Origin of the sequence: Stenotrophomonas veracruzanensis, assembly GCF_032911525.1 — a bacterium.
In the GTDB taxonomy this organism is placed as follows: Bacteria; Pseudomonadota; Gammaproteobacteria; order Xanthomonadales; family Xanthomonadaceae; genus Stenotrophomonas; species Stenotrophomonas africana.
This window is the reverse complement of sequence record NZ_JAWJTI010000004.1, coordinates 14,495-34,121: the sequence shown is the minus strand read 5'-3', so window position 1 is coordinate 34,121 and position 19,627 is coordinate 14,495. Positions and strand designations below refer to the sequence as shown.

The 19,627-nt window shown below is 66.5% G+C and carries 19 protein-coding genes and 1 tRNA gene; 16 read left to right on the top strand and 4 right to left on the bottom strand.

Annotated elements, in window-relative coordinates; all coding sequences use genetic code 11:
- Positions 1 to 45 precede the first annotated feature (45 nt).
- The 5 genes from rbfA (at position 46) to R1H25_RS05040 (ending at position 5,832) form a co-directional block, all read left to right on the top strand.
- The gene (rbfA, locus tag R1H25_RS05060) at positions 46 to 429 is read left to right on the top strand and encodes a 30S ribosome-binding factor RbfA (protein WP_005410447.1); all 384 of its coding nucleotides are present in this window, start codon (positions 46 to 48) and stop codon (positions 427 to 429) included.
- A 107-nt stretch (positions 430 to 536) separates the two neighbouring features.
- Positions 537 to 1,445 (top strand): tRNA pseudouridine(55) synthase TruB, encoded by a 909-nt coding sequence (gene truB, locus R1H25_RS05055; RefSeq protein WP_317222926.1) that lies wholly within the window; start codon positions 537 to 539, stop codon positions 1,443 to 1,445.
- Positions 1,446 to 1,619: 174 nt separating this feature from the next.
- Positions 1,620 to 1,880 carry a 30S ribosomal protein S15 gene (gene rpsO, locus R1H25_RS05050; protein ID WP_005410445.1) on the top strand — a complete coding sequence of 87 codons (261 nt, stop codon included), beginning with the start codon at positions 1,620 to 1,622 and terminating at the stop codon, positions 1,878 to 1,880.
- Positions 1,881 to 2,031: 151 nt separating this feature from the next.
- Positions 2,032 to 4,140 carry a polyribonucleotide nucleotidyltransferase gene (gene pnp, locus R1H25_RS05045; protein WP_057502013.1) on the top strand — a complete coding sequence of 703 codons (2,109 nt, stop codon included), beginning with the start codon at positions 2,032 to 2,034 and terminating at the stop codon, positions 4,138 to 4,140.
- Between the two features lie 129 nt (positions 4,141 to 4,269).
- Positions 4,270 to 5,832 (top strand): winged helix-turn-helix domain-containing protein, encoded by a 1,563-nt coding sequence (locus R1H25_RS05040; protein WP_317222925.1) that lies wholly within the window; start codon positions 4,270 to 4,272, stop codon positions 5,830 to 5,832.
- Here R1H25_RS05040 and R1H25_RS05035 read toward each other — a convergent pair.
- Positions 5,801 to 6,865 carry a serine hydrolase gene (locus R1H25_RS05035; RefSeq protein WP_317222924.1) on the bottom strand — a complete coding sequence of 355 codons (1,065 nt, stop codon included), beginning with the start codon at positions 6,863 to 6,865 and terminating at the stop codon, positions 5,801 to 5,803. The genes R1H25_RS05040 and R1H25_RS05035 overlap by 32 nt on opposite strands.
- A gap of 516 nt (positions 6,866 to 7,381) precedes the next feature.
- Here R1H25_RS05035 and R1H25_RS05030 point away from each other — a divergent pair.
- Positions 7,382 to 8,572 (top strand): glycoside hydrolase family 18 protein, encoded by a 1,191-nt coding sequence (locus R1H25_RS05030; RefSeq protein ID WP_317222923.1) that lies wholly within the window; start codon positions 7,382 to 7,384, stop codon positions 8,570 to 8,572.
- A gap of 91 nt (positions 8,573 to 8,663) precedes the next feature.
- Complete coding sequence (locus R1H25_RS05025; RefSeq protein WP_317222922.1) at positions 8,664 to 9,056, top strand: VOC family protein; 393 nt, start codon at positions 8,664 to 8,666, stop codon at positions 9,054 to 9,056.
- A 171-nt stretch (positions 9,057 to 9,227) separates the two neighbouring features.
- Here the strand turns inward: R1H25_RS05025 and R1H25_RS05020 are convergent, their stop codons facing one another.
- Genes R1H25_RS05020 through R1H25_RS05010 form a run of 3 tightly spaced genes read right to left on the bottom strand, consistent with a single transcriptional unit; the run spans position 9,228 to position 11,357 of the window.
- The gene (locus R1H25_RS05020; RefSeq protein ID WP_317222921.1) at positions 9,228 to 10,787 is read right to left on the bottom strand and encodes a PepSY-associated TM helix domain-containing protein; all 1,560 of its coding nucleotides are present in this window, start codon (positions 10,785 to 10,787) and stop codon (positions 9,228 to 9,230) included.
- A 10-nt stretch (positions 10,788 to 10,797) separates the two neighbouring features.
- Positions 10,798 to 11,061, bottom strand: a complete 264-nt coding sequence (locus R1H25_RS05015; RefSeq protein ID WP_049445768.1) for a hypothetical protein — start codon at positions 11,059 to 11,061, stop codon at positions 10,798 to 10,800.
- Positions 11,061 to 11,357 (bottom strand): hypothetical protein, encoded by a 297-nt coding sequence (locus R1H25_RS05010; protein ID WP_049445770.1) that lies wholly within the window; start codon positions 11,355 to 11,357, stop codon positions 11,061 to 11,063. Before R1H25_RS05010 ends, R1H25_RS05015 begins: the two co-directional genes overlap by 1 nt.
- A 427-nt stretch (positions 11,358 to 11,784) precedes the next feature.
- On the opposite strand from R1H25_RS05010, the gene thrS reads away from it, so the two are divergent.
- From thrS to R1H25_RS04965, 9 genes are all read left to right on the top strand, one after another.
- Entirely contained in the window at positions 11,785 to 13,686 is a 1,902-nt protein-coding gene (thrS, locus tag R1H25_RS05005; RefSeq protein WP_057502008.1) for a threonine--tRNA ligase, read from the top strand.
- 48 nt (positions 13,687 to 13,734) lie between these two features.
- The gene (gene infC / locus R1H25_RS05000; RefSeq protein WP_079222586.1) at positions 13,735 to 14,277 is read left to right on the top strand and encodes a translation initiation factor IF-3; all 543 of its coding nucleotides are present in this window, start codon (positions 13,735 to 13,737) and stop codon (positions 14,275 to 14,277) included.
- Positions 14,278 to 14,542: 265 nt separating this feature from the next.
- The gene (gene rpmI / locus R1H25_RS04995) at positions 14,543 to 14,740 is read left to right on the top strand and encodes a 50S ribosomal protein L35 (protein WP_005410436.1); all 198 of its coding nucleotides are present in this window, start codon (positions 14,543 to 14,545) and stop codon (positions 14,738 to 14,740) included.
- An 11-nt stretch (positions 14,741 to 14,751) separates the two neighbouring features.
- Complete coding sequence (gene rplT / locus R1H25_RS04990; RefSeq protein WP_005410435.1) at positions 14,752 to 15,111, top strand: 50S ribosomal protein L20; 360 nt, start codon at positions 14,752 to 14,754, stop codon at positions 15,109 to 15,111.
- A 193-nt stretch (positions 15,112 to 15,304) separates the two neighbouring features.
- Positions 15,305 to 16,300, top strand: a complete 996-nt coding sequence (locus tag R1H25_RS04985; RefSeq protein WP_005417865.1) for a phenylalanine--tRNA ligase subunit alpha — start codon at positions 15,305 to 15,307, stop codon at positions 16,298 to 16,300.
- 87 nt (positions 16,301 to 16,387) lie between these two features.
- Positions 16,388 to 18,769: a phenylalanine--tRNA ligase subunit beta gene (gene pheT / locus R1H25_RS04980; RefSeq protein WP_317222920.1), complete on the top strand. Its 2,382-nt coding sequence runs from the start codon at positions 16,388 to 16,390 to the stop codon at positions 18,767 to 18,769.
- A 27-nt stretch (positions 18,770 to 18,796) separates the two neighbouring features.
- Complete coding sequence (locus R1H25_RS04975) at positions 18,797 to 19,096, top strand: integration host factor subunit alpha (RefSeq protein ID WP_005410432.1); 300 nt, start codon at positions 18,797 to 18,799, stop codon at positions 19,094 to 19,096.
- Positions 19,077 to 19,433 carry a MerR family transcriptional regulator gene (locus R1H25_RS04970; protein WP_005410431.1) on the top strand — a complete coding sequence of 119 codons (357 nt, stop codon included), beginning with the start codon at positions 19,077 to 19,079 and terminating at the stop codon, positions 19,431 to 19,433. The genes R1H25_RS04975 and R1H25_RS04970 overlap by 20 nt, the downstream gene beginning before the upstream one ends.
- 68 nt (positions 19,434 to 19,501) lie before the next feature.
- Positions 19,502 to 19,578 (top strand) — tRNA-Pro (locus tag R1H25_RS04965).
- The last annotated feature ends 49 nt before the right edge of the window (positions 19,579 to 19,627 follow it).

Here is a 19,627-nt window from a genome sequence, read left to right as displayed (position 1 = left end):
AGCGGCCGACCGTTGGTCGGGCGACAACTGAACCAAGAGCTCCTCGTGCCCAAGACTTTCCATCGAACCGACCGTGTCTCCGCCCAGCTGCGCCGTGAACTCGGCACCCTGGTGCACAACGCCGTGCGTGAGCACGGGTTGCCCTCGGTGAGCGTGTCCGACGTGGAAATCACCCGCGACATGGCCCATGCCAAGGTGTTCGTCACCGCGCTGATGCCCGAACGTTCGGCTGAAGCCGTGGCCGGCCTGAAGGAGCTGGGCTATCGCCTGCGCATGGACCTGGCCCGCGCGATGAAGCTGCGCCACGTGCCGGAACTGCACTTCCACTACGACGACTCGGTCGACCGTGGCGAGCACATCGACAACATCCTGCGCGACCTGCCCGATACGCTGGCCGCGGAGAAGCGTCGCGAGAGCGACGAAGAATAAGCGCGCGACGCCGGGCATGCCCGGCGTTGTTGCATTCCGGCTGCGCGATGTCTGATGCAGACCCCGCTGCGGCAGTCGAGCATGGCTCGACTCTACGAAATTCTGTCATGACCCGAATTCAGTTCCGCCGCCTGGACGGGATCCTGCTGCTCGACAAGTCGACCGGCATGAGCTCCAACGCCGCCCTGCAGGTGGCCCGTCGCCTGTTCCGTGCCGAGAAGGGCGGCCATACCGGCAGCCTTGATCCGCTGGCCACCGGCCTGTTGCCGCTGTGCTTCGGCGAGGCAACCAAGATCGCCGGCCTGCTGCTCGGCTCGGCCAAGGCCTACGACGCCGAGATCGTGCTCGGCCAGACAACCGATACCGATGACGCCGAAGGCCAGGTGCTGCTGCAGCGCCCGGTGCCTTCGATCAGCGCCGAGGCCCTGCAGGCTGCGCTGGTGCCGCTGACCGGCAGCATCCGCCAACGCGCCCCGATCTATTCGGCGCTGAAGCAGGGTGGGGAACCGCTGTATGTGAAGGCCCGCCGTGGGGATGTCATCGAGGCCCCGGAACGCGAGGTCCACGTGCATGCCATCGAGGTGCTGGAGCAGCAGCCGGAACGGCTGCGCCTGCGGGTGACCTGCGGCTCCGGCACCTACATCCGCAGCCTGGCCCGCGACCTGGGCGAGGCGCTGGGCTGTGGTGCCCACATCAGCGCGCTGCGCCGCCTCTGGGTCGAGCCATTCCGTGAACCGGCGATGGTCACCCTGGATCAGCTGCGGGCGATGGTCGAGGCGGGTGACGAGACGGGCATGGACGCGCTGCTGCTGCCATTGGCGGCCGGCCTGGCTGAGTATCCACGGATCGACCTCGATGCCGACCAGACCCACCGCTTCTGCGTCGGCCAGCGCCAGCGCGACCCGTCCTGGCCCCATGGCCTGGTGGCCGTGTTCGGTCCGGACGACGCTGTCCAGGGCCTGGGTCAGGTCGACGACAGTGGCCTGCTGGCCCCGCAGCGTCGTTTCAACCTCTGACCTGGCCTGCCGGTTCAGCCCCGGTCCTTGTCCCGGAAGCCCCCGCCCGTTACAATTTCGCGGCCGTTTTCCGGCAGCCTGCCTCGCGCGGGTTTCATCCTTGTAGTCCACGGCGAGCCTGGCGGTGCGCGAAGCGCGTTCCTGCCGGCCACGCATCACAGAGAAAAAAAGAAAATGTCGATCGACACCCAGAAGGTCATTGAAGACAACAAGCGCAGCTCGGCTGACACCGGCTCCCCGGAAGTCCAGGTTGCCCTGCTGACCGCCCGCATCGAACTGCTGACCGGCCACTTCAAGACCCACAAGAAGGACCACCACAGCCGCCGCGGCCTGCTGCAGATGGTCAACCGCCGTCGCAGCCTGCTCGACTACCTGAAGAAGAAGGACGTCGAGCGTTACAAGGCCCTGATTGAAAAGCTTGGCCTGCGTCGCTAAGCAACGAATCCCCCGCGGCGCAGCGATGCGCCGCGGTTTTGTTTTGTAGCACCGCAATCCCCGATTCAGGCCGGAACGATCCGGCCACCCGCTGGCGGCAAGGGTCGCCGACGGTCCAAATTCGCAGACAGCATCCCCAAGGACACCCTCCGTGGCAAAAATCACCAAAACCTTCCAGTACGGCAAGCACACCGTCACGCTCGAGACCGGCGAAGTCGCCCGTCAGGCCAGCGGTGCCGTCATCGTCAAGATGGACGACACCGTACTGCTGGTCACCGCCGTCGCCGCCAAGAGCGCGCGTGAAGGCCAGGACTTCTTCCCGCTGACCGTCGATTATCAGGAAAAGTTCTACGCCGGCGGCCGTATCCCGGGTGGTTTCTTCAAGCGTGAAGGCCGTGCGACCGAGAAGGAAACCCTGATCTCGCGTCTGATCGACCGTCCGATCCGTCCGCTGTTCCCGGAGGACTACAAGAACGAAGTGCAGATCATCGCCACGGTCATGTCGTTGAACCCGGACGTGGACGGCGACATTGCTGCCCTGATCGGTGCCTCGGCTGCCCTGTCGCTGGCCGGCACCCCGTTCATGGGCCCGATCGGCGCTGCCAAGGTCGGTTACAAGAACGGCGAGTACATCCTGAACCCGACCGTCAGCGAACTGGCTGACTCGCAGCTGGAGCTGGTCGTCGCCGGTACCTCCAACGCCGTGCTGATGGTTGAATCCGAAGCCGCGCTGCTGTCCGAAGAAGTGATGCTGGGCGCCGTGACCTTCGGTCACCGCGAGATGCAGAAGGTCATCAACGCGATCAACGAGCTGACCGTCGAAGCCGGCACCAAGCCGTCGACCTGGGAAGCCCCGGCGAAGAATGACGTGCTGATCTCCGCCCTGAAGGAAGCCATCGGCCCGCGCCTGGGCGAAGCCTTCCAGGTGCGCGACAAGCTGCAGCGCCGCGACGCCATCTCGGCGATCAAGAAGGACGTGTTCGAAACCCTGGCTGGCCGCGTGGCCGCTGAAGGCTGGAACCCGGCCGAGCTGTCGAAGGAATTCGGCGAGCTGGAATACCGCACCATGCGTGACTCGGTGCTGGACACCAAGGTCCGTATCGACGGCCGTGCGCTGGATACCGTCCGCCCGATCGCCGTGAAGACCGGTGTGCTGCCGCGTACCCACGGTTCCTCGCTGTTCACCCGCGGCGAAACCCAGGCCATCGTGACCATCACCCTGGGCACCGCCCGTGACGGCCAGGTCATCGATGCCGTCGCCGGTGAGTACAAGGAAAACTTCCTCTTCCACTACAACTTCCCTCCGTTCTCGGTGGGTGAGTGCGGCCGCATGATGGGCCCGAAGCGCCGCGAAATCGGCCACGGTCGCCTGGCCAAGCGCGGCGTGCTGGCTGTCATGCCGTCGCTGGAAGCCTTCCCGTACACCATCCGCGTCGTCTCGGAAATCACCGAGTCGAACGGTTCCTCGTCGATGGCTTCGGTCTGCGGTTCCTCGCTGGCCCTGATGGACGCCGGCGTGCCGGTGAAGGCGCCGGTTGCCGGTATCGCCATGGGTCTGGTCAAGGAAGGCGAGCGCTTCGTCGTCCTGTCCGACATCCTGGGTGACGAAGATCACCTGGGCGACATGGACTTCAAGGTGGCCGGTACCGCTGAGGGCATCTCCGCCCTGCAGATGGACATCAAGATCGAAGGCATCACCGAAGAGATCATGAAGCAGGCGCTGCAGCAGGCCAAGGCTGGTCGTCTGCACATCCTGGGCGAAATGGCCCACGGCCTGACCGCTCCGCGCGAAGAGCTGTCGGACTACGCGCCGCGCCTGCTGACCATCAAGATCCACCCGGACAAGATCCGCGAAGTGATCGGCAAGGGTGGCTCGACCATCCAGGCCATCACCAAGGAAACCGGCACCCAGATCGACATCCAGGATGACGGCACCATCGTCATCGCTTCGGTCAATGCCATCGCTGCGCAGGCTGCCAAGGCCCGCATCGAGCAGATCACCTCGGATGTCGAGCCGGGCCGCATCTACGAAGGCAAGGTCGCCAAGATCATGGACTTCGGTGCGTTCGTCACGATCCTGCCGGGCAAGGACGGTCTGGTCCACGTGTCGCAGATCTCCAGCGATCGCGTCGAGAAGGTCGGCGACGTGCTGAAGGAAGGCGATGTGGTCAAGGTCAAGGTGCTGGAAGTCGACAAGCAGGGCCGTATCCGCCTGTCGATGAAGGCCGTGGAAGAAGGCGACGCCGTCAGCGCCGAGTAATCGACCTCCGGTCGATTGCGCGGTGGGTGGGGACCGTTGGTCCTCACGCTTTCGCAAATGAAAAAGCGGGCTTCGGCCCGCTTTTTCTTTGCCTGTCATCCAGCGCGCTGCAGCCGCTATGCTTCGGCCATGGACACCCTGCGCCTGCTCGACCTGGACATCGATCGCCCGGCGCGGCGCGTCAGTCGCAACGGCGAGGCATTGCCGGTCAGCGGCGTCAGCTGGACCCTGCTCGATGTGCTTCTCGCGCACGGCACCGACGTCGTGGATTTCGACACGCTTGCCGCGCAGGTCTGGGCGCCGGCGGTGGTCGGTGAAGATGCGGTCAGCCAGCGGGTCAAACTGCTGCGCCAGGCCCTGGGTGACGACAGCCGACGCCCGCGCTACATCCGTTCGGTGCGCGGTCGCGGCTACCAGCTGTGTGTGCCGCCGCTGCCTGCGGCCGTACCGCCCGAGCGATCACGCTGGCGTCGCCGATTCGGTTGGGGCGTAGCCGCCGTGGCGGTACTGTGCGGGGTGGCCGCACTGTTGCCGTGGTCGCGGTCGGCATCGCAAAGCGGCGCACAGGCGTTGCTGCAGCGCGCCGACTACTACGCCGGCATCGGCCAGGCCAGCAACAACGAACGGGCCATCAGCCTGTATCGGCAGGCATTGCAGGCCGACCCGGAGTCTGCTGGCGCGCGGCGTGGTCTGTCTCGCGCCCTGTCGGCGCAGGGGTGCCTGTTCAACGGTACGCCCGCGCAGCTGAGCGAAGCGCTGTCCCTGGCCGAACTGGAGCGCCAGCGTGCGCCGCGCGACGCAGCCACCCATGCGCTGTGGGGCTACGCGCAGGACTGCCAGGGCAACATGCGCAAGGCAATCCAGGGATATGCGCGTGCCATTGAACTGGACCCGGGAGACGAGCGCAGCCGCGCATCGCTGGCCTACCTGCAGCAGGAGCGCGGCCAGCTCGCCACAGCGCTGCAGGCCAACCTGACCTTGAAGGCTCCCGAGCGCATCCGCTTCCGTGATGTGCAGGTCGCGCGCGAGCTGGAACTGCTGGGCTTCACCCAGGCGGCTGCGGTTCGCCACGCGCGCAACTTCCAGCTGTACCCGGACAACGTTTTCTCCAATATTGCCTGGCCGCGCAGCCTGTACCTGGCCGGCGCGCCGCAGCAGGCCAGGCAGGCGCTGGACGAGGCGCTGGCGCGCGGCACGCCGCATCCGCAGCTGCTGCGCCTGCAGGGCGAACTGGCGTTGCTGGCCGGTGACCGCACGGCCGCTGCCGAAGCCTTCGAGCGTGGCCGCCAGCTGCGGCCCCAACAGTCGCTGGGGCAGGCCCTGGCGGCGTTGCATGGACCGCAGCCGGCGGATCAGGGGTGGATCGATCAGCGTCTGCGGAGGCTCGGCGACAGCGACGGCGACGGCTGGCCCGATGCAGCCCTGGAGCGCGCGTTGTTGCTGCAGGCCGCTGGGCGCAGCAATGACGCGGTGGCAGCACTGCACCGGGCCGTTGATGACGGATTCCGCGATGTGGCGTGGCTGCGTGCTACGCCACTGTTCGCCCCACTGCGCGACACCCCGGGCTGGGCGGCACTGCTGGATCGCCTCGATACCGATATCGGCCGGCAGCGCGCCAAGGTGCTGGCCTCAGCCTGGCGCCCCGACGACCTGGCCTCGCTCAGTGCAGCGCCGGCAACAGGAACTCGGTGAGGATCCGTCGCGACTGCGGATGGGCGAAGCTGCGGTTGAACGCCTGGCTGGTGACCACCGCCACCACGCGCTGTTCGGGCACTACGAACACATAGTTGCCGCCATTGCCGGACATCGCCCATATCGTGCGCGGTGAACCGTGCACATCCAGCTTCAGGCCCCACCACTGATAGCCGTAGTCGCTGCCGTCGGGGGCGGTTGCCTGCGCCCGTACCATCGTCTCGACATAGTCCTTCGGAATCAGCTGCCGGCCCTGCCAGCGGCCACCATCGAGCACGAGCTGACCGAAGCGGGCCAGATCACGCGTGCGGTAGCGGGTGCCGCCGCCGCCCATGCCTATCCCTTCTGGCGAACGGTTCCATTGGCTGTGGGTGATCCCCAGCGGACGCTCCAGCACCCGCGCGGCGTAATCGGCCAACGGCTGCCCACTGGCCTGTTCAAGCACCGCGCCAAGTACGAACGGGTTTGCAGTGCAGTAGGCGAATGCGCGCCCATGCGGGCTGTCCTGCGGCCGCTGCATCCACGGCGCGAAGCCCTTCATCGGCAAGCTCAGTGCAAAGTCCAGCCATTTCTCGGTTACGTACATGCTTTCCTCGTGGCCGGCCGAGAATGGGTTCTCGTCATCGCACTCCCACAGGCTGCTCATGGTCAGCAGGTCCTGTACGCGGGTGGCGCGCAGGCGCGGGTCGACCGTGTGCCGGGCAGTGAAGGCAGGGAAGTAGTCATAGACCGGGGCCTGCACGCCGGGCAGCGTGCCCTCGCCGATGGCGGCGCCGACCAGCAGCGCGGTCACGCTCTTGCTGGCCGACCGCACGTCATGCAGGGTCTCGGCATCTGCACCGTTGAAGTAGCCCTCATAGACCACGGTGCCATCGACCTGCAGCAGCACGCTGCGGATCTGCTTGAGCTCGTCGCTGGCGATGGCACGCTCCAGCGCCGCCAGCCGGGTCGGGTCCGGGGGCGTGGCGCGGGCGGCGAGGGGCGCGCCACAGATGGCGCAGAGCAGGGTGAGGACAGACAGGATCGAACGCATCGTCGGACTCCATCGAAAGGGAACCCGATTGAGCCTGCGCTGCGTCTGAAGTGCTGGAAGCCGGCCTGAAGAATTCTGAAGGCCTTGTGCCACAAGGCTCCGGCGTTCGACCGCTGCAGCTATAACGGCCAGTTGACCCACGGATGGCCATGGCGATCAGTCCGCCGAACAGCTCCACCGCCTTCGCCAGATCGCCCTCGTGGAACGCATCGTAGGCGCGCGCTTCCAGTATCTGGTGTTCGTCGAGGGACGCATCGTCCAGCAGGTTGCCTTAGGTCGGGTGTCGGTGTTCATATCCATGTGCGGTTGAAGATCCGCGGCCACGTTCGCCGAAGCAGGGGGCCGGGTGCGTTGCGTCGGCGCGTGTCCTGCTGCAATGCGTGATGGCAGTGGCATGACTGCCTCGTTGTCGCCCTCTGGCTGATCGTTGCTGTCCACTGGACGACATGCCGCGACAACCGTCCCACAGCCCCATCGGTTTGCTAACGTGGCGGCGCCTTCGAACCGGGAGTTCCCATGTTCCGCCAGACCGTGGCCGTTCTTGCCGTGCTGATTGCCGGTGCCTTGCCCATTGCCGCGCTCGCCGCGCCCGCGCAAGCGCCGATCTTCGGCGCCTACTACCCCGGTGGTTCGGCCGAGCGCTACCCGGTGTCGAGCATTCCCGCCGAGCGCCTGACCCATCTGTTCTATGCGTTCTCCACCATTGAGGACGGCCGCTGCACGGTCGGTGCGGAGGCGCCGAAGAACTTCGCCGCGCTGGCTGAACTCAAGAAGGCGCACCCGCACCTGCGCACGCTGATCTCGATCGGTGGTTGGGGCGCAGGTGGGTTCTCCGATGCAGCGCTGACCGAGGCCAGCCGCAAGCGCCTGGTGGACTCGTGCATGGCGCTGTTCTTCGATCGTCATGCCGGCAGTTTCGACGGCGTGGACATCGACTGGGAATTCCCGGTCAGTGGCGGGCCGAAAGAGCTGGCGCATCGCCCGCAGGATCGCGCCAATCTGACCCGGCTCGCGCAGGCGTTCCGCGTGGCACTCGACGCGCACGGCCGCAAGGCGGGGCAGCCGATGCTGCTGACCGCTGCGCTGGCCGCCGGTCGCCTGCAGACCGATGGCCCGTACGATCCAGCAGCGAGCTATGACCTGCCGGCGTTGGCCAAGGTGTTCGATTTCATCAACCTGATGAGCTACGACATGGGCACCGGCTTCTCGGCAGTGTCGACGTTCAACGCGCCCTTGCATGAAGTGCCGGCCGATCCGCTGGCGCCGGAGCTGCGGCGCTGGAACAACGCCGCCGGCGCGGTGCAGTACTACCGCGAGCACGGCGTGCCGGCCGAGAAGCTGGTGCTGGGCGTACCGTTCTACGGGCGCGGCTTCAAGGTCACCGGCGATGCCGCGGATGGGCTGTACCAGTCCTACAGTGCACCGGCCGATGCCGGCGACTGGCGGGTGATCAAGGCACGCTATCTCGACCAGCCGGGTTGGACGAAGCACTGGCAGCCGCAGGCGCAGAGCCCATGGCTGTACAACGCCGGGCAGAAGATCTTCATCAGCTATGAAGACCCGCGCTCGATCGGCCTGCGTGCGCAGTTCGCCCGTGAGCAGGGCCTGGCCGGGGTGTTCATGTGGGAGCTGACCGGCGACGACGAACAGGCCAGCCTGCTCAACGCCATGCTGGGCCCGTGGCAGAAAGCGCGCATCGGCGACTGAGCTGCATCAGGCGATGTCCTGCAGCAATGCTGCAATGCCATCGGCCCGACCCCGCACAGCATGTCCATGCCCGCAGCGTTACGCTGTGGGCATGATCCATCTTGAACGCTTGGACCACCTGGTCCTCACCGTCGCCGACATCGAACGCAGCTGTGCTTTCTACCAGCGCGTGCTCGGCATGCAGGTCGTGCGCTTCGGTGCGGGCCGTACCGCGGTGCAGTTCGGCCAGCAGAAGATCAATCTGCATCCTGCCAGTGCACCGCTGCAGCCGCATGCGCGGCGACCCACGCCGGGCAGTGCCGACCTGTGCCTGGTCACGCGTACGGCGACAGTCGATGTGCTGGCCCACCTGCAGGCGCAGTCCGTTGCGGTGGAGGAGGGGCCGGTCGCACGCACCGGCGCGCTGGGACCGATCGAATCGGTGTATTTCCGCGACCCGGATGGCAACCTGATCGAAGTGAGTCGTTACCCCGGCGAGGCATGATCCTGCTTGGGTAGCGTCGAGCTTGCTCGACGGTGCTTGGCGCGAAATCAACGCCAGTCGAGCAAGCTCGACTCTACATTGGCGCGAAATCAACAGCTGTCGAGCAAGCTCGACGCTACAGGGGGCGTTGCGCGCAACGGTAGGTAGCGCCGGGCCATGCCCGGCGGAGGCTCAGTTGGCCCAGACGCTGTTGGGGTCGCCGATGCGGGCGCGGCGCTGGCTGGCGACGGCCAGGCGGGCGAAGCCGAACGCCATGGCCAGCGCGATGGCATCGACCCAGAACAGCGGCCAGTGACCACGCCCCGCAGCACGCCACAGCCAGTCGCCATTGAGTGCGCCGTGCAGCACCGGCACCAGCGCGGTACTGATCGCTGCCGCCCACAGCAGTTCGCGTGCGGCCTGCGCCGGGCGTCGCAGCGCGGCCCATAGCGCACAGGCCGCCCAGCTGCCGAAGCAGGCCCAGCGGATGCCGTGGTCGACCGCCGTCGGCGCCAGCCGCTCCAGCACCAGTGCGGTGACGAAGGCGACCGAGATCGCCACGCACAGGCCGATGCACACACCGACCGTCGCCCGCGCCATGTTCACCCCGGCACGCGGCTGCTGCGGCTGGCGGCGCCTGCGCCGCGATTCGATCCACAACAGGTTGCCGGAGTAGAACAGGAAGGCACCGCCGAGGCCGAGCAGGAAGTACAGCCAGACCACCACGCCATTGCCGAATTCGCCGAAGTGCAGCGCGTAGGCGGCGCTGAGCGTGGCATGGTTGGCGTCGCGCTGGCCCGGTAGCTGCGAGGCCAGAACGTTGCCGGTGGTCACGTCCAGCGCCACCGCGCCAAGCGGGCCGAGCGTGCCGGTGGATTCACCGGTGATCTCGATGGTGGCATTGGCATCGCCGGCATTGGCCAGCTTCAGGTAGGCCGGCTCGAAGTTGGCCACGCCCTGTGCGCGGGCGACTTCAAGCGCACGTGCATGCAGCACGCGCAGGCTGCCCGGCGGCGCCGGAATGCCACTGGCCTCGCGCACGGGCGCGGTGTCCATCGCCGTCGGCACCGCCTGCAGGGCCTTGCCGTCGTAGATCAACGGGTTGAGCAGGGCCATCTGCACGAACACCAGGCAGAGCAGGGCGCCGGTCACCGCAAACATCAGGTGGAAAGGCAGGCTGAGCACGCCGACCACGTTGTGCGCGTCCTGCCACAGCTGCTTCAGGTTGCGGCCCGGACGCAGCGCGAACAGATCACTGAACAGCTTCGGCAGGTGGATCACCAGGCCGCTCAGCAGCGCCATGCCATACAGCAGGCTGACGATGCCCATCACGTAGATGCCGGCCACCGGCAGGCCGAGGCTGTAATGCAGCTCGTTGACCAGCTCGGCCAGTCCGGTCTGTGGTGGTGTGGTGCTGCCGGCGATCTGGCCGGGCCAGGCATAGCGCCAGCTGCCATCATCGGCCTGCCAGTACGCAAGTGGCTGCGGATGTTCGGCGCCGGGGAAGGTCATGCCGACGTGGCGGCGGGCTTCCGGGTGTGCCGCCAGTACGTCTTCCAGCAGATACTGCGCGTCGTCCAGGCCCGCCGGCAGCGCGGTGGCTGCGCCCGGGGTCTGCCACAGCGGCAGGTCGTGATGGAACAGGGTCAGCGCACCCGCGTAGAAGGCCACGAACAGGCCGAAGCCGGCGACCAGGCCGACCCAGGTGTGCAGGGTGGTAAACGTGCGCAGGGTCTGCGAACTGAACTTCATGGGAGGGGTCTCATTGCACCGCGCCGGTCAGGCGCAGCAGCCCGAGCACGGCAAAACCGGTGGCCGCGCTGCCGGCCAGCACCAGCCAGGCGCGCAGCGCACTGCGGAAACTGAACGCCCACAGGGCGGCCAGCATCCACAGCGGGATGAAGGCGATCAGGGTCGGCACCAGCGCCCGCTGCCACGGGCCGGGCGGCAGCCACGCCAGCAGGCCGGTGGCGGCTGCGGCCAGAAAGAAGCCGGCGATGATGCCGGCAAGGGCACGCGGCCACATCAGGGTGACTCCGTGCCGGGGCGGTGCCAGGCGGCCAGCGCCGGCAGCAGCATCGCCGCCAGCATCCAGGTGCACAGCATGGCCACCAGGCCGGCGGCAAAGCCGAGCTCGGCCATCCACAGCCACAGCGCGGCAGCCGCGGCGACCAGGCCGATCTGGTGGCCGAGGCGGCCGGCGCGGCGCAGGCGTGGCCAGCGGCAGTGCGGCGAGGCGGCGTAGAAGGCCAGCGCCGAGAACATCGCTGCCAGCATGCCCAGGCTGCAGAAGCCGAGCGTGGAAAGGCCGACGGTGATCATCGCGGGCGGCCAGCGTGGCAGCGGGCCGGCGAACGCGGGACACGGGCGGGGCCGGCGGGAGCCGGTCGGAGCGGGTGGCGCATCACGGGGTCCTGGGGAAAGCGGGCAGGCTGGCACGAGGCGCCTGCGCCGACATGGTAATCATTGCCATTTCACGCCGCCAGCGAGACCCATTCAGGGGACCGTACGGTGGGCCTTGGGCTTTCCCGTGCACTGGTTTAAGATCATCGCAGAACCCTGACTGGAACAAGGTGGCCCGCGCCCAGCGCCGGCCGAGCGTGCGACATGAGCACTACCACCGCCCACTGTTGACCTGCCCCCGAAGGCCCTGTGTTCCAGGCGCCCTCGCGGCGCTTTTTTATTGCCCGGGCGCAGCCCCGGGAACGCTTTCCAGCCCGCTCAGCGGGCCCCGCACGAAGCCACTGCGATGATCAACATTACTCTTCCCGACGGCAGCCGCCGCGAATTCGAAAACCCCGTCAGCGTCATGCAGGTCGCCCAGTCGATCGGCGCCGGACTGGCCAAGGCCACCATCGCCGGTGCCGTGGATGGCGTGCTGGTCGATGCCAGCGACGTCATCGACCACGATGCGAGCCTGCGCATCATTACCGCCAAGGACGAGGAGGGTGTGGAGATCATCCGCCACTCCTGCGCCCACCTGGTCGGCCACGCCGTCAAGCAGCTGTACCCGGACGTGAAGATGGTGATCGGCCCGGTGATCGCCGAGGGCTTCTACTACGACATCTACTCCGAGCGCCCGTTCACCCCGGACGACATGGCGGCGATCGAGAAGCGCATGGGCGAGCTGATCGCCCAGGACTACGACGTCATCAAGAAGGTGACGCCGCGCGCCGAAGTGATCGAGATCTTCAAGGCCCGTGGCGAGGACTACAAGCTGCGCCTGATCGAGGACATGTCCGACGACATCCAGGCGATGGGCATGTACTACCACCAGGAATACGTGGACATGTGCCGCGGCCCGCACGTGCCGAACACGCGCTTCCTGAAGGCCTTCAAGCTGACCCGCATCTCCGGCGCCTACTGGCGCGGTGACGCGCAGAACGAGCAGCTGCAGCGCATCTACGGCACCGCCTGGGCCGACAAGAAGCAGCTCGAGGCGTACATCAAGCGCATCGAGGAAGCCGAGATGCGCGACCACCGCCGCATCGGCAAGCAGCAGGACCTGTTCCACCTGCAGGAAGAAGCGCCGGGCCTGGTGTTCTGGCACCCGAAGGGCTGGGCGTTGTGGCAGGTGGTCGAGCAGTACATGCGCAAGGTCTACCGCAACAGCGGCTACGGCGAAGTGCGCTGCCCGCAGATCCTGGACGTGAGCCTGTGGAAGAAGTCCGGCCATTGGGACAACTACCAGGACAACATGTTCTTCACCGAGTCGGAGAAGCGCACCTACGCGGTCAAGCCGATGAACTGCCCGGGCCACATCCAGGTGTTCAACCAGGGCCTGCACAGCTACCGCGACCTGCCGATCCGCTACGGTGAGTTCGGTTCCTGCCACCGCAACGAGCCGTCCGGCGCGCTGCACGGCATCCTGCGCGTGCGTGGTTTCACCCAGGACGATGGCCACGTGTTCTGCACCGAGAGCCAGATCGAATCGGAAGTGACCGCCTTCCACCAGCAGGCGCTGGCGGTCTACCAGCACTTCGGTTTCGATGAGATCCAGATCAAGATCGCGCTGCGTCCGGAATCGCGTCTGGGCGACGATGCCACCTGGGACAAGGCCGAGGGCGCACTGCGTTCGGCACTGTCCGCCTGTGGCGTGGAATGGCAGGAGCTGCCGGGCGAGGGTGCCTTCTACGGCCCGAAGATCGAGTACCACCTGAAGGATGCCATCGGCCGTACCTGGCAGCTGGGCACCATGCAGGTCGACTTCATGATGCCGGGCCGCCTCGGCGCCGAGTACGTGGACGAAAACAGCCAGAAGAAGCATCCGGTCATGCTGCACCGCGCCATCGTCGGCTCGATGGAGCGCTTCCTGGGCATCCTGATCGAGCACCATGCCGGCCAGTTCCCGGCCTGGCTGGCGCCGACCCAGGTGGTGGTGGCCAACATCACCGACGCCCAGGCCGACTACGTCTCGGGCGTGACCAAAACCCTTGCGGAGCAAGGCTTCCGCGTCAGCTCGGATTTGCGTAACGAGAAGATCGGCTATAAAATCCGTGAGCATACGTTGCAGCGCGTGCCCTACCTGCTGGTCATTGGTGACCGCGAGAAGGAGAATGGGGCTGTGGCGGTGCGTACGCGTTCTGGCGAAGACCTGGGCAGCATGAGCCTGCAGGCCTTCATCGAGCGGCTCCAGGCCGAGGGCGCGTAAGCAAAGGTCCGGTCCGGGGGCACAGGCACCCGGACCGGTTCGATACCCTTGGGAGAACGTAATATCAGCACCCCTGACAACAAACAGAACCGCAAGAATCAGGAAATCCGTGTGCCGCGCGTCCGCGTGATCGGCAGTGACGGTGAAATGATCGGCGTGTTGTCGCGCGACGAAGCGCTGTCCATGGCCGAAGATGAAGGCCTGGACCTGGTCGAAATCCAGCCGCAGGCCGATCCGCCGGTCTGCAAGATCATGGACTTCGGCAAGTTCAAGTTCGAAGCGCAGAAGAAGGCCAGCGAGGCCAAGAAGAAGACCAAGCAGGTCGAGATCAAGGAAGTGAAGTTCCGTCCGGTCACGGACGAGGGCGACTACCAGATCAAGCTGCGCAAGATGCGCGGGTTCCTTGAAGAAGGCGACAAGATCAAGGTCAACATCCGTTTCCGTGGCCGTGAAATGAGCCACCAGGAACTGGGTCGCGAAATGGCCAACCGGATCGAGACCGATCTGGGCGAGGACATCGTCATTGAATCCCGTCCGCGCCTGGAAGGGCGTCAGATGGTCATGATGATCGCGCCGAAGAAGAAGACCTGAGGCCTGACGGGCCGCCTTCCGGGGCGCCTGGCTGAATGGTTCAGGGCAAAGGGGCGCCATTGGCGTCCCTTTGCTTTTGCAGGAAGCCGGTGAATTGCCGGCGGAGGGTTGCAGGGGCTGGTGGCAGGGCGGTTTTGCCTGTATCATGCCCGGCTCGACCCACCCAGGACGGGTCGTACGCCGATCATGGCAGGACGGAAAGAGCGGCCCAGGCCGCCGCCAGATCAGTCAGAAACCAGGGTCATATCCCATCAAGGACATTGCAATGCCCAAGATCAAGACCAACCGGGCAGCGGCCAAGCGTTTCCGCAAGACCGCCTCGGGCAAGTACAAGTGCGGCCACGCCAACCGTAGCCACATCCTCACGAAGAAAGCGACCAAGCGTAAGCGTAATCTGCGTCAGACGGGCCATGTCCGTGCAGAAGACGCAGGCCGTCTGGACCGCATGCTCCCTTACCTCTGAGGAACTGAAAAATGGCACGAGTTAAGCGTGGCGTACAGGCGCGTCGCCGCCACAAGAAGATTCTGGATCTCGCCAAGGGCTATTACAACGCCCGTCGCAAGGTCTTCCGCGTCGCCAAGCAGGCGGTCATCAAGGCACAGCAGTACGCCTACATCGGCCGTAAGCAGAAGAAGCGCAACTTCCGTTCGCTGTGGATCACCCGTATCAATGCGGCTGCCCGCATCAACGGTCTGAGCTACAGCCGCTTCATGAACGGTCTGCTGAAGGCCGGCATCACCCTGGATCGCAAGGTCCTGGCTGACATCGCCGTGCACGACGCAGCCGGTTTTGCCGCGCTGGCCGAAAAGGCCAAGGGCGCGCTGGCGGCATAAGTCCTTCCCGATGCCGTAACCGTTCACTCGGAACGGTGTCAGGTCAAGGCAATGCATGGGGAAGGGCGCAAGTCCTTCCCCATTCTTTTTTGGGTCCCGGCGAGGCCATGGCGGCAGCGCGGGGACGGCGGTGGCGACAGGGGGCGGCCCTTCGCGCATCGCGATGGCAGATCGACTGGAGTTCCGGCCCACCATGAGCGACATCCAATCCCTCACCACCCAGGCGCTGGCCGATGTGGCCGCCGCACAGAGCCCCGACGTGCTGGAACAGCTGCGCGTGGCCCTGCTTGGCAAGAGTGGCAGCATCACCTCGCAGCTCAAGCAGCTCGGCGCCCTGCCGGCCGACGAGCGCAAGGCCGCCGGTGAAGCGATCAACCAGGCCCGCGACGCGCTGACCCGCGCGCTGGGCGAGCGCAAGGCGCTGCTGGAAGACGCGGCACTGGATGCGCGCCTGGCCGCCGAAGCCATCGACATCACCCTGCCGGGCCGCAACGGCGACCGTGCTGGCCTGCATCCGATCACCCGCACCCTCGAGCGCATCACCGGCATCTTCGGCCGGCTCGGCTACGAGCTGTCGGAAGGGCCGGAGATCGAGGATGACTGGCACAACTTCGAGGCGCTGAACTTCCCGCCGCACCACCCGGCGCGCGCCATGCACGACACCTTCTACTTCGGCGACGGCCGCCTGCTGCGCACGCATACCTCCGGTGTGCAGGTGCGCTACATGGGCGACCACGCGCCGCCGCTGCGCATGATCGCCGCCGGCAAGGTGTACCGCAGCGACAGCGACCAGACCCATTCGCCGATGTTCCACCAGGTGGAAGGCCTGCTGGTGGACGAGCATTCGACCTTCGCCGACCTGAAGGGCACGCTGGCCGAGTTCGTGCGCGCGTTCTTCGAGCGCGACTTCGAAATGCGCTTCCGCCCAAGCTACTTCCCGTTCGTTGAACCGGGCGCGGAAGTGGACATCGCCTGGCAGCAGCCCGATGGCAGCACCCGCTGGCTGGAAGTGCTCGGCTGCGGCATGGTGCATCCGAACGTGCTGCGCAATGTCGGCATCGATCCGGAGCGCTACACCGGGTTTGCCTTCGGCATGGGCGTGGAGCGTTTCGCGATGCTGCGCTACGGCGTCAATGATCTGCGCGCGTTCTTCGAGAACGACGTGCGGTTCCTGAAGCAGTTCGCATAAGCCGCAACCATGTAGAGCCGAGCCATGCTCGGCTGCTCCTAAATTCGCAGGCCCAGGCGCATGCGCCGGGCCCACCAGGGTGACACCATGAAATTCTCCGAAAACTGGCTGCGCAGCCACGTCCCGACCTCCGCCTCGCGCGATGAACTGAGCGCGGTGCTGACCGCCATCGGTCTGGAAGTGGAAGAGGTGACTGCGCTGGGCGAAGGCCTCGATCACGTGGTCGTGGCACGCATCGTCGACGCAGTACGCCATCCGGAAGCCGACCGCCTGCAGGTGTGCAGGGTCGATGCCGGGCAGGGCGAGCTGCTGCAGATCGTCTGCGGTGCGCCGAACGCTCGCCCGGGCCTGGTCGCGCCGCTGGCGATGGTCGGGGCGCAGATCGGCGAACTGAAGATCAAGCCAGCCAAACTGCGCGGCGTCGAGTCCAACGGCATGCTCTGCTCGGCCAAGGAGCTGGGCCTGGACAATGATGCCTCCGGCCTGCTGGAACTGCCGGACGACGCACCGGTGGGCCAGACCCTGGTCGAGTACCTCGGCCTGCCGGACGCCAGCATCGAGATCAAGCTGACCCCGAACCGCGCCGACTGCTTCAGCCTGCGCGGCATCGCCTACGACGTCGCCGCCGCGACCCGCAGCGAAGTGCTGGACTTCGCGGCAGACGCCATTCCGGCGGTCGGCAGCCGCGAACTGTCGATCCAGCTCGACGCCGGCGCGGAAGCGCCGCGTTACCTGGGCCGCGTCATCGAAGGCTTAAACGCCGCCGCCAGCACCCCGCTGTGGATGGCCGAGCGCCTGCGCCGCAGCGGCGTGCGTCCGGTCTCGCTGCTGGTCGACATCACCCAGTACGTGATGCTGGAGCTGGGCCAGCCGATGCATGCCTACGACCTCGCCACCCTGCAGGGCAGCATCGCCGTGCGCCATTCGCGCGCGGGCGAGAGCCTGAAGCTGCTGGATGGCCGCGATGCCGCGCTGGATGACAGCTTCCTGGTGGTGACCGATGCTGACCGTGCGGTTGGCCTGGCCGGCCTGATGGGCGGCTTCGACACCCGTGTCACCGACGCCACCACCGCCGTGTTCCTGGAAGCCGCGCACTTCGCACCGGCCGCGATCATGGGCCGTGGCCGCAAGCTGGGCCTGCACACCGATGCCGGCCATCGCTTCGAGCGTGGCGTCGACCCGGCATTGCCACGCACCGCAATCGAATACGCCACCCGCCTGGTGCTGGACCTGGCCGGTGGTACCCCGGCGCCGGTCACCGAGGCCGTGCGCGCCGATGACCTGCCGAAGCCGGCGACGATCCTGCTGCGCCGCGCCCGCATCACCCGCGTGCTCGGCATCACCATCGACGATGCTGAAGTCGAGCGCATCCTGCGCGCGCTGGGCATGGACGTGGTCGCCACCGCCGACGGCTGGCAGGTGATCGCGCCGAGCCGCCGCTTCGACATCGCCATCGAAGAGGACCTGGTCGAGGAACTCGCGCGCATCCACGGTTACGAGCAGATCCCGACCACGCTGCCGGGCGGTGCCTCGCGCGTGGCGATGCCGAGCGAGACCCAGCTGGACGCGCTGAGCGTGCGTCGCCAGCTGGTCGCCCGCGACCAGCAGGAAACCGTAAATTTCGCCTTCGTCGACGACGCGCTGCTGACCCAGTGGAAGCTGCGCGACGGCCTGGTCCCGCTGGCCAACCCGCTGTCGGCCGAACTGGCAGTGATGCGCCCGTCGCTGCTGCCGGGCCTGGTCGCCACGTTGGGCCGCAACGCCGCCCGCCAGTTGGGCCGCGTGCGCCTGTTCGAGCTCGGCCGCGTGTTCGCCCAGCAGGCCGGAGACGGCCAACCGGCACCGCTGGAAGCCCCACGTGTGGCCGCTGCGGTCTGCGGCGAGGCGCAGGCGGTGCAGTGGGGCCTGCCGACCCGCAAGGTCGACTTCCATGACCTGAAGGGCGACCTGGAGTCGCTGGCGGCCGCCAGTGGCGCGCAGTTGGCGTTCCGCCCGTCGGCCCGACCCTATGGCCACCCGGTGCGTTCAGCCGACGTATTCCGCGATGGCGTGGCAATCGGCTGGATCGGTCAGATCCACCCGCGCCTGGCCAAGGCAATGGACATCGAAGCCGATGTCTACGCCTTCGAGCTGGACCTGGAGCCGCTGACCGCCCGTCGCCTGCCGCGTGCCGGCGAGCTGTCGCGCTTCCCGGCGGTGCGTCGCGACCTGGCATTCCTGGTTCCTGAACAGGTGGCCTGGGCCGACCTGGCCGCCACCGTCCGCCAGGCCGCCGGTCCGCTGCTGCGCGACCTGAACCTGTTCGACCGCTACGTCGGTCAGGGTGTCGAGCCGGGGTTCAAGAGTCTCGCTATGGGCTTGATTTTGCAGGACAAGTCGCGCACTCTGACGGACCGCGACGTGGATGCGGTGGTGGCCGAGGCGGTCACTGCCATCGAGCGTGAACATCACGCCCGGATCCGCGGCTGAGCGGGCAGCACTCGGGGGTAGCAGGCAATGGCATTGACCAAGGCGGAGATGGCGGAGAAGCTGTTCGACGAAGTCGGTCTGAACAAGCGGGAAGCCAAGGAATTCGTCGACGCGTTTTTCGATGTGCTGCGTGAAGCATTGGAACAGGGACGTCAGGTGAAGCTGTCGGGCTTCGGTAATTTCGATCTGCGGCGCAAGAACCAGCGCCCGGGCCGTAACCCCAAGACCGGCGAGGAAATTCCGATTTCCGCCCGTACGGTGGTCACCTTCCGTCCGGGCCAGAAGCTCAAGGAGAGGGTGGAAGCTTATGCTGGATCCGGGCAGTAACCGCGAACTACCGCCGATCCCGGCCAAGCGCTACTTCACCATCGGTGAAGTCAGCGAGCTGTGCGACGTCAAGCCGCACGTCCTGCGCTACTGGGAAACCGAGTTTCCCAGCCTTGAGCCGGCCAAGCGCCGAGGCAACCGCCGCTACTACCAGCGCCATGACGTGCTGATGGTGCGGCAGATCCGCAGCCTGCTGTACGAACAGGGCTACACCATCGGTGGTGCACGCCTGCGTCTGGACGGCCCCGATGCCCGCGAGGAATCGGCGCTGAGCAACCAGATCATCAAGCAGGTACGCATGGAACTGGAAGAAGTGCTGCAGTTGTTGCGCCGCTGATCCCATTTCCATCGTAATCCGCTATACTTCACGGCCCGCCGCACTGGCGGGCACATCGCAGCATCAGTCGGGGCGTAGCGCAGCCTGGTAGCGCATCTGCCTGGGGGGCAGAGGGTCGTCGGTTCGAATCCGGCCGTCCCGACCACTGTGATGAATCAAGAAGCCCGCGCAGCGATGCGTGGGCTTTTTTGTGC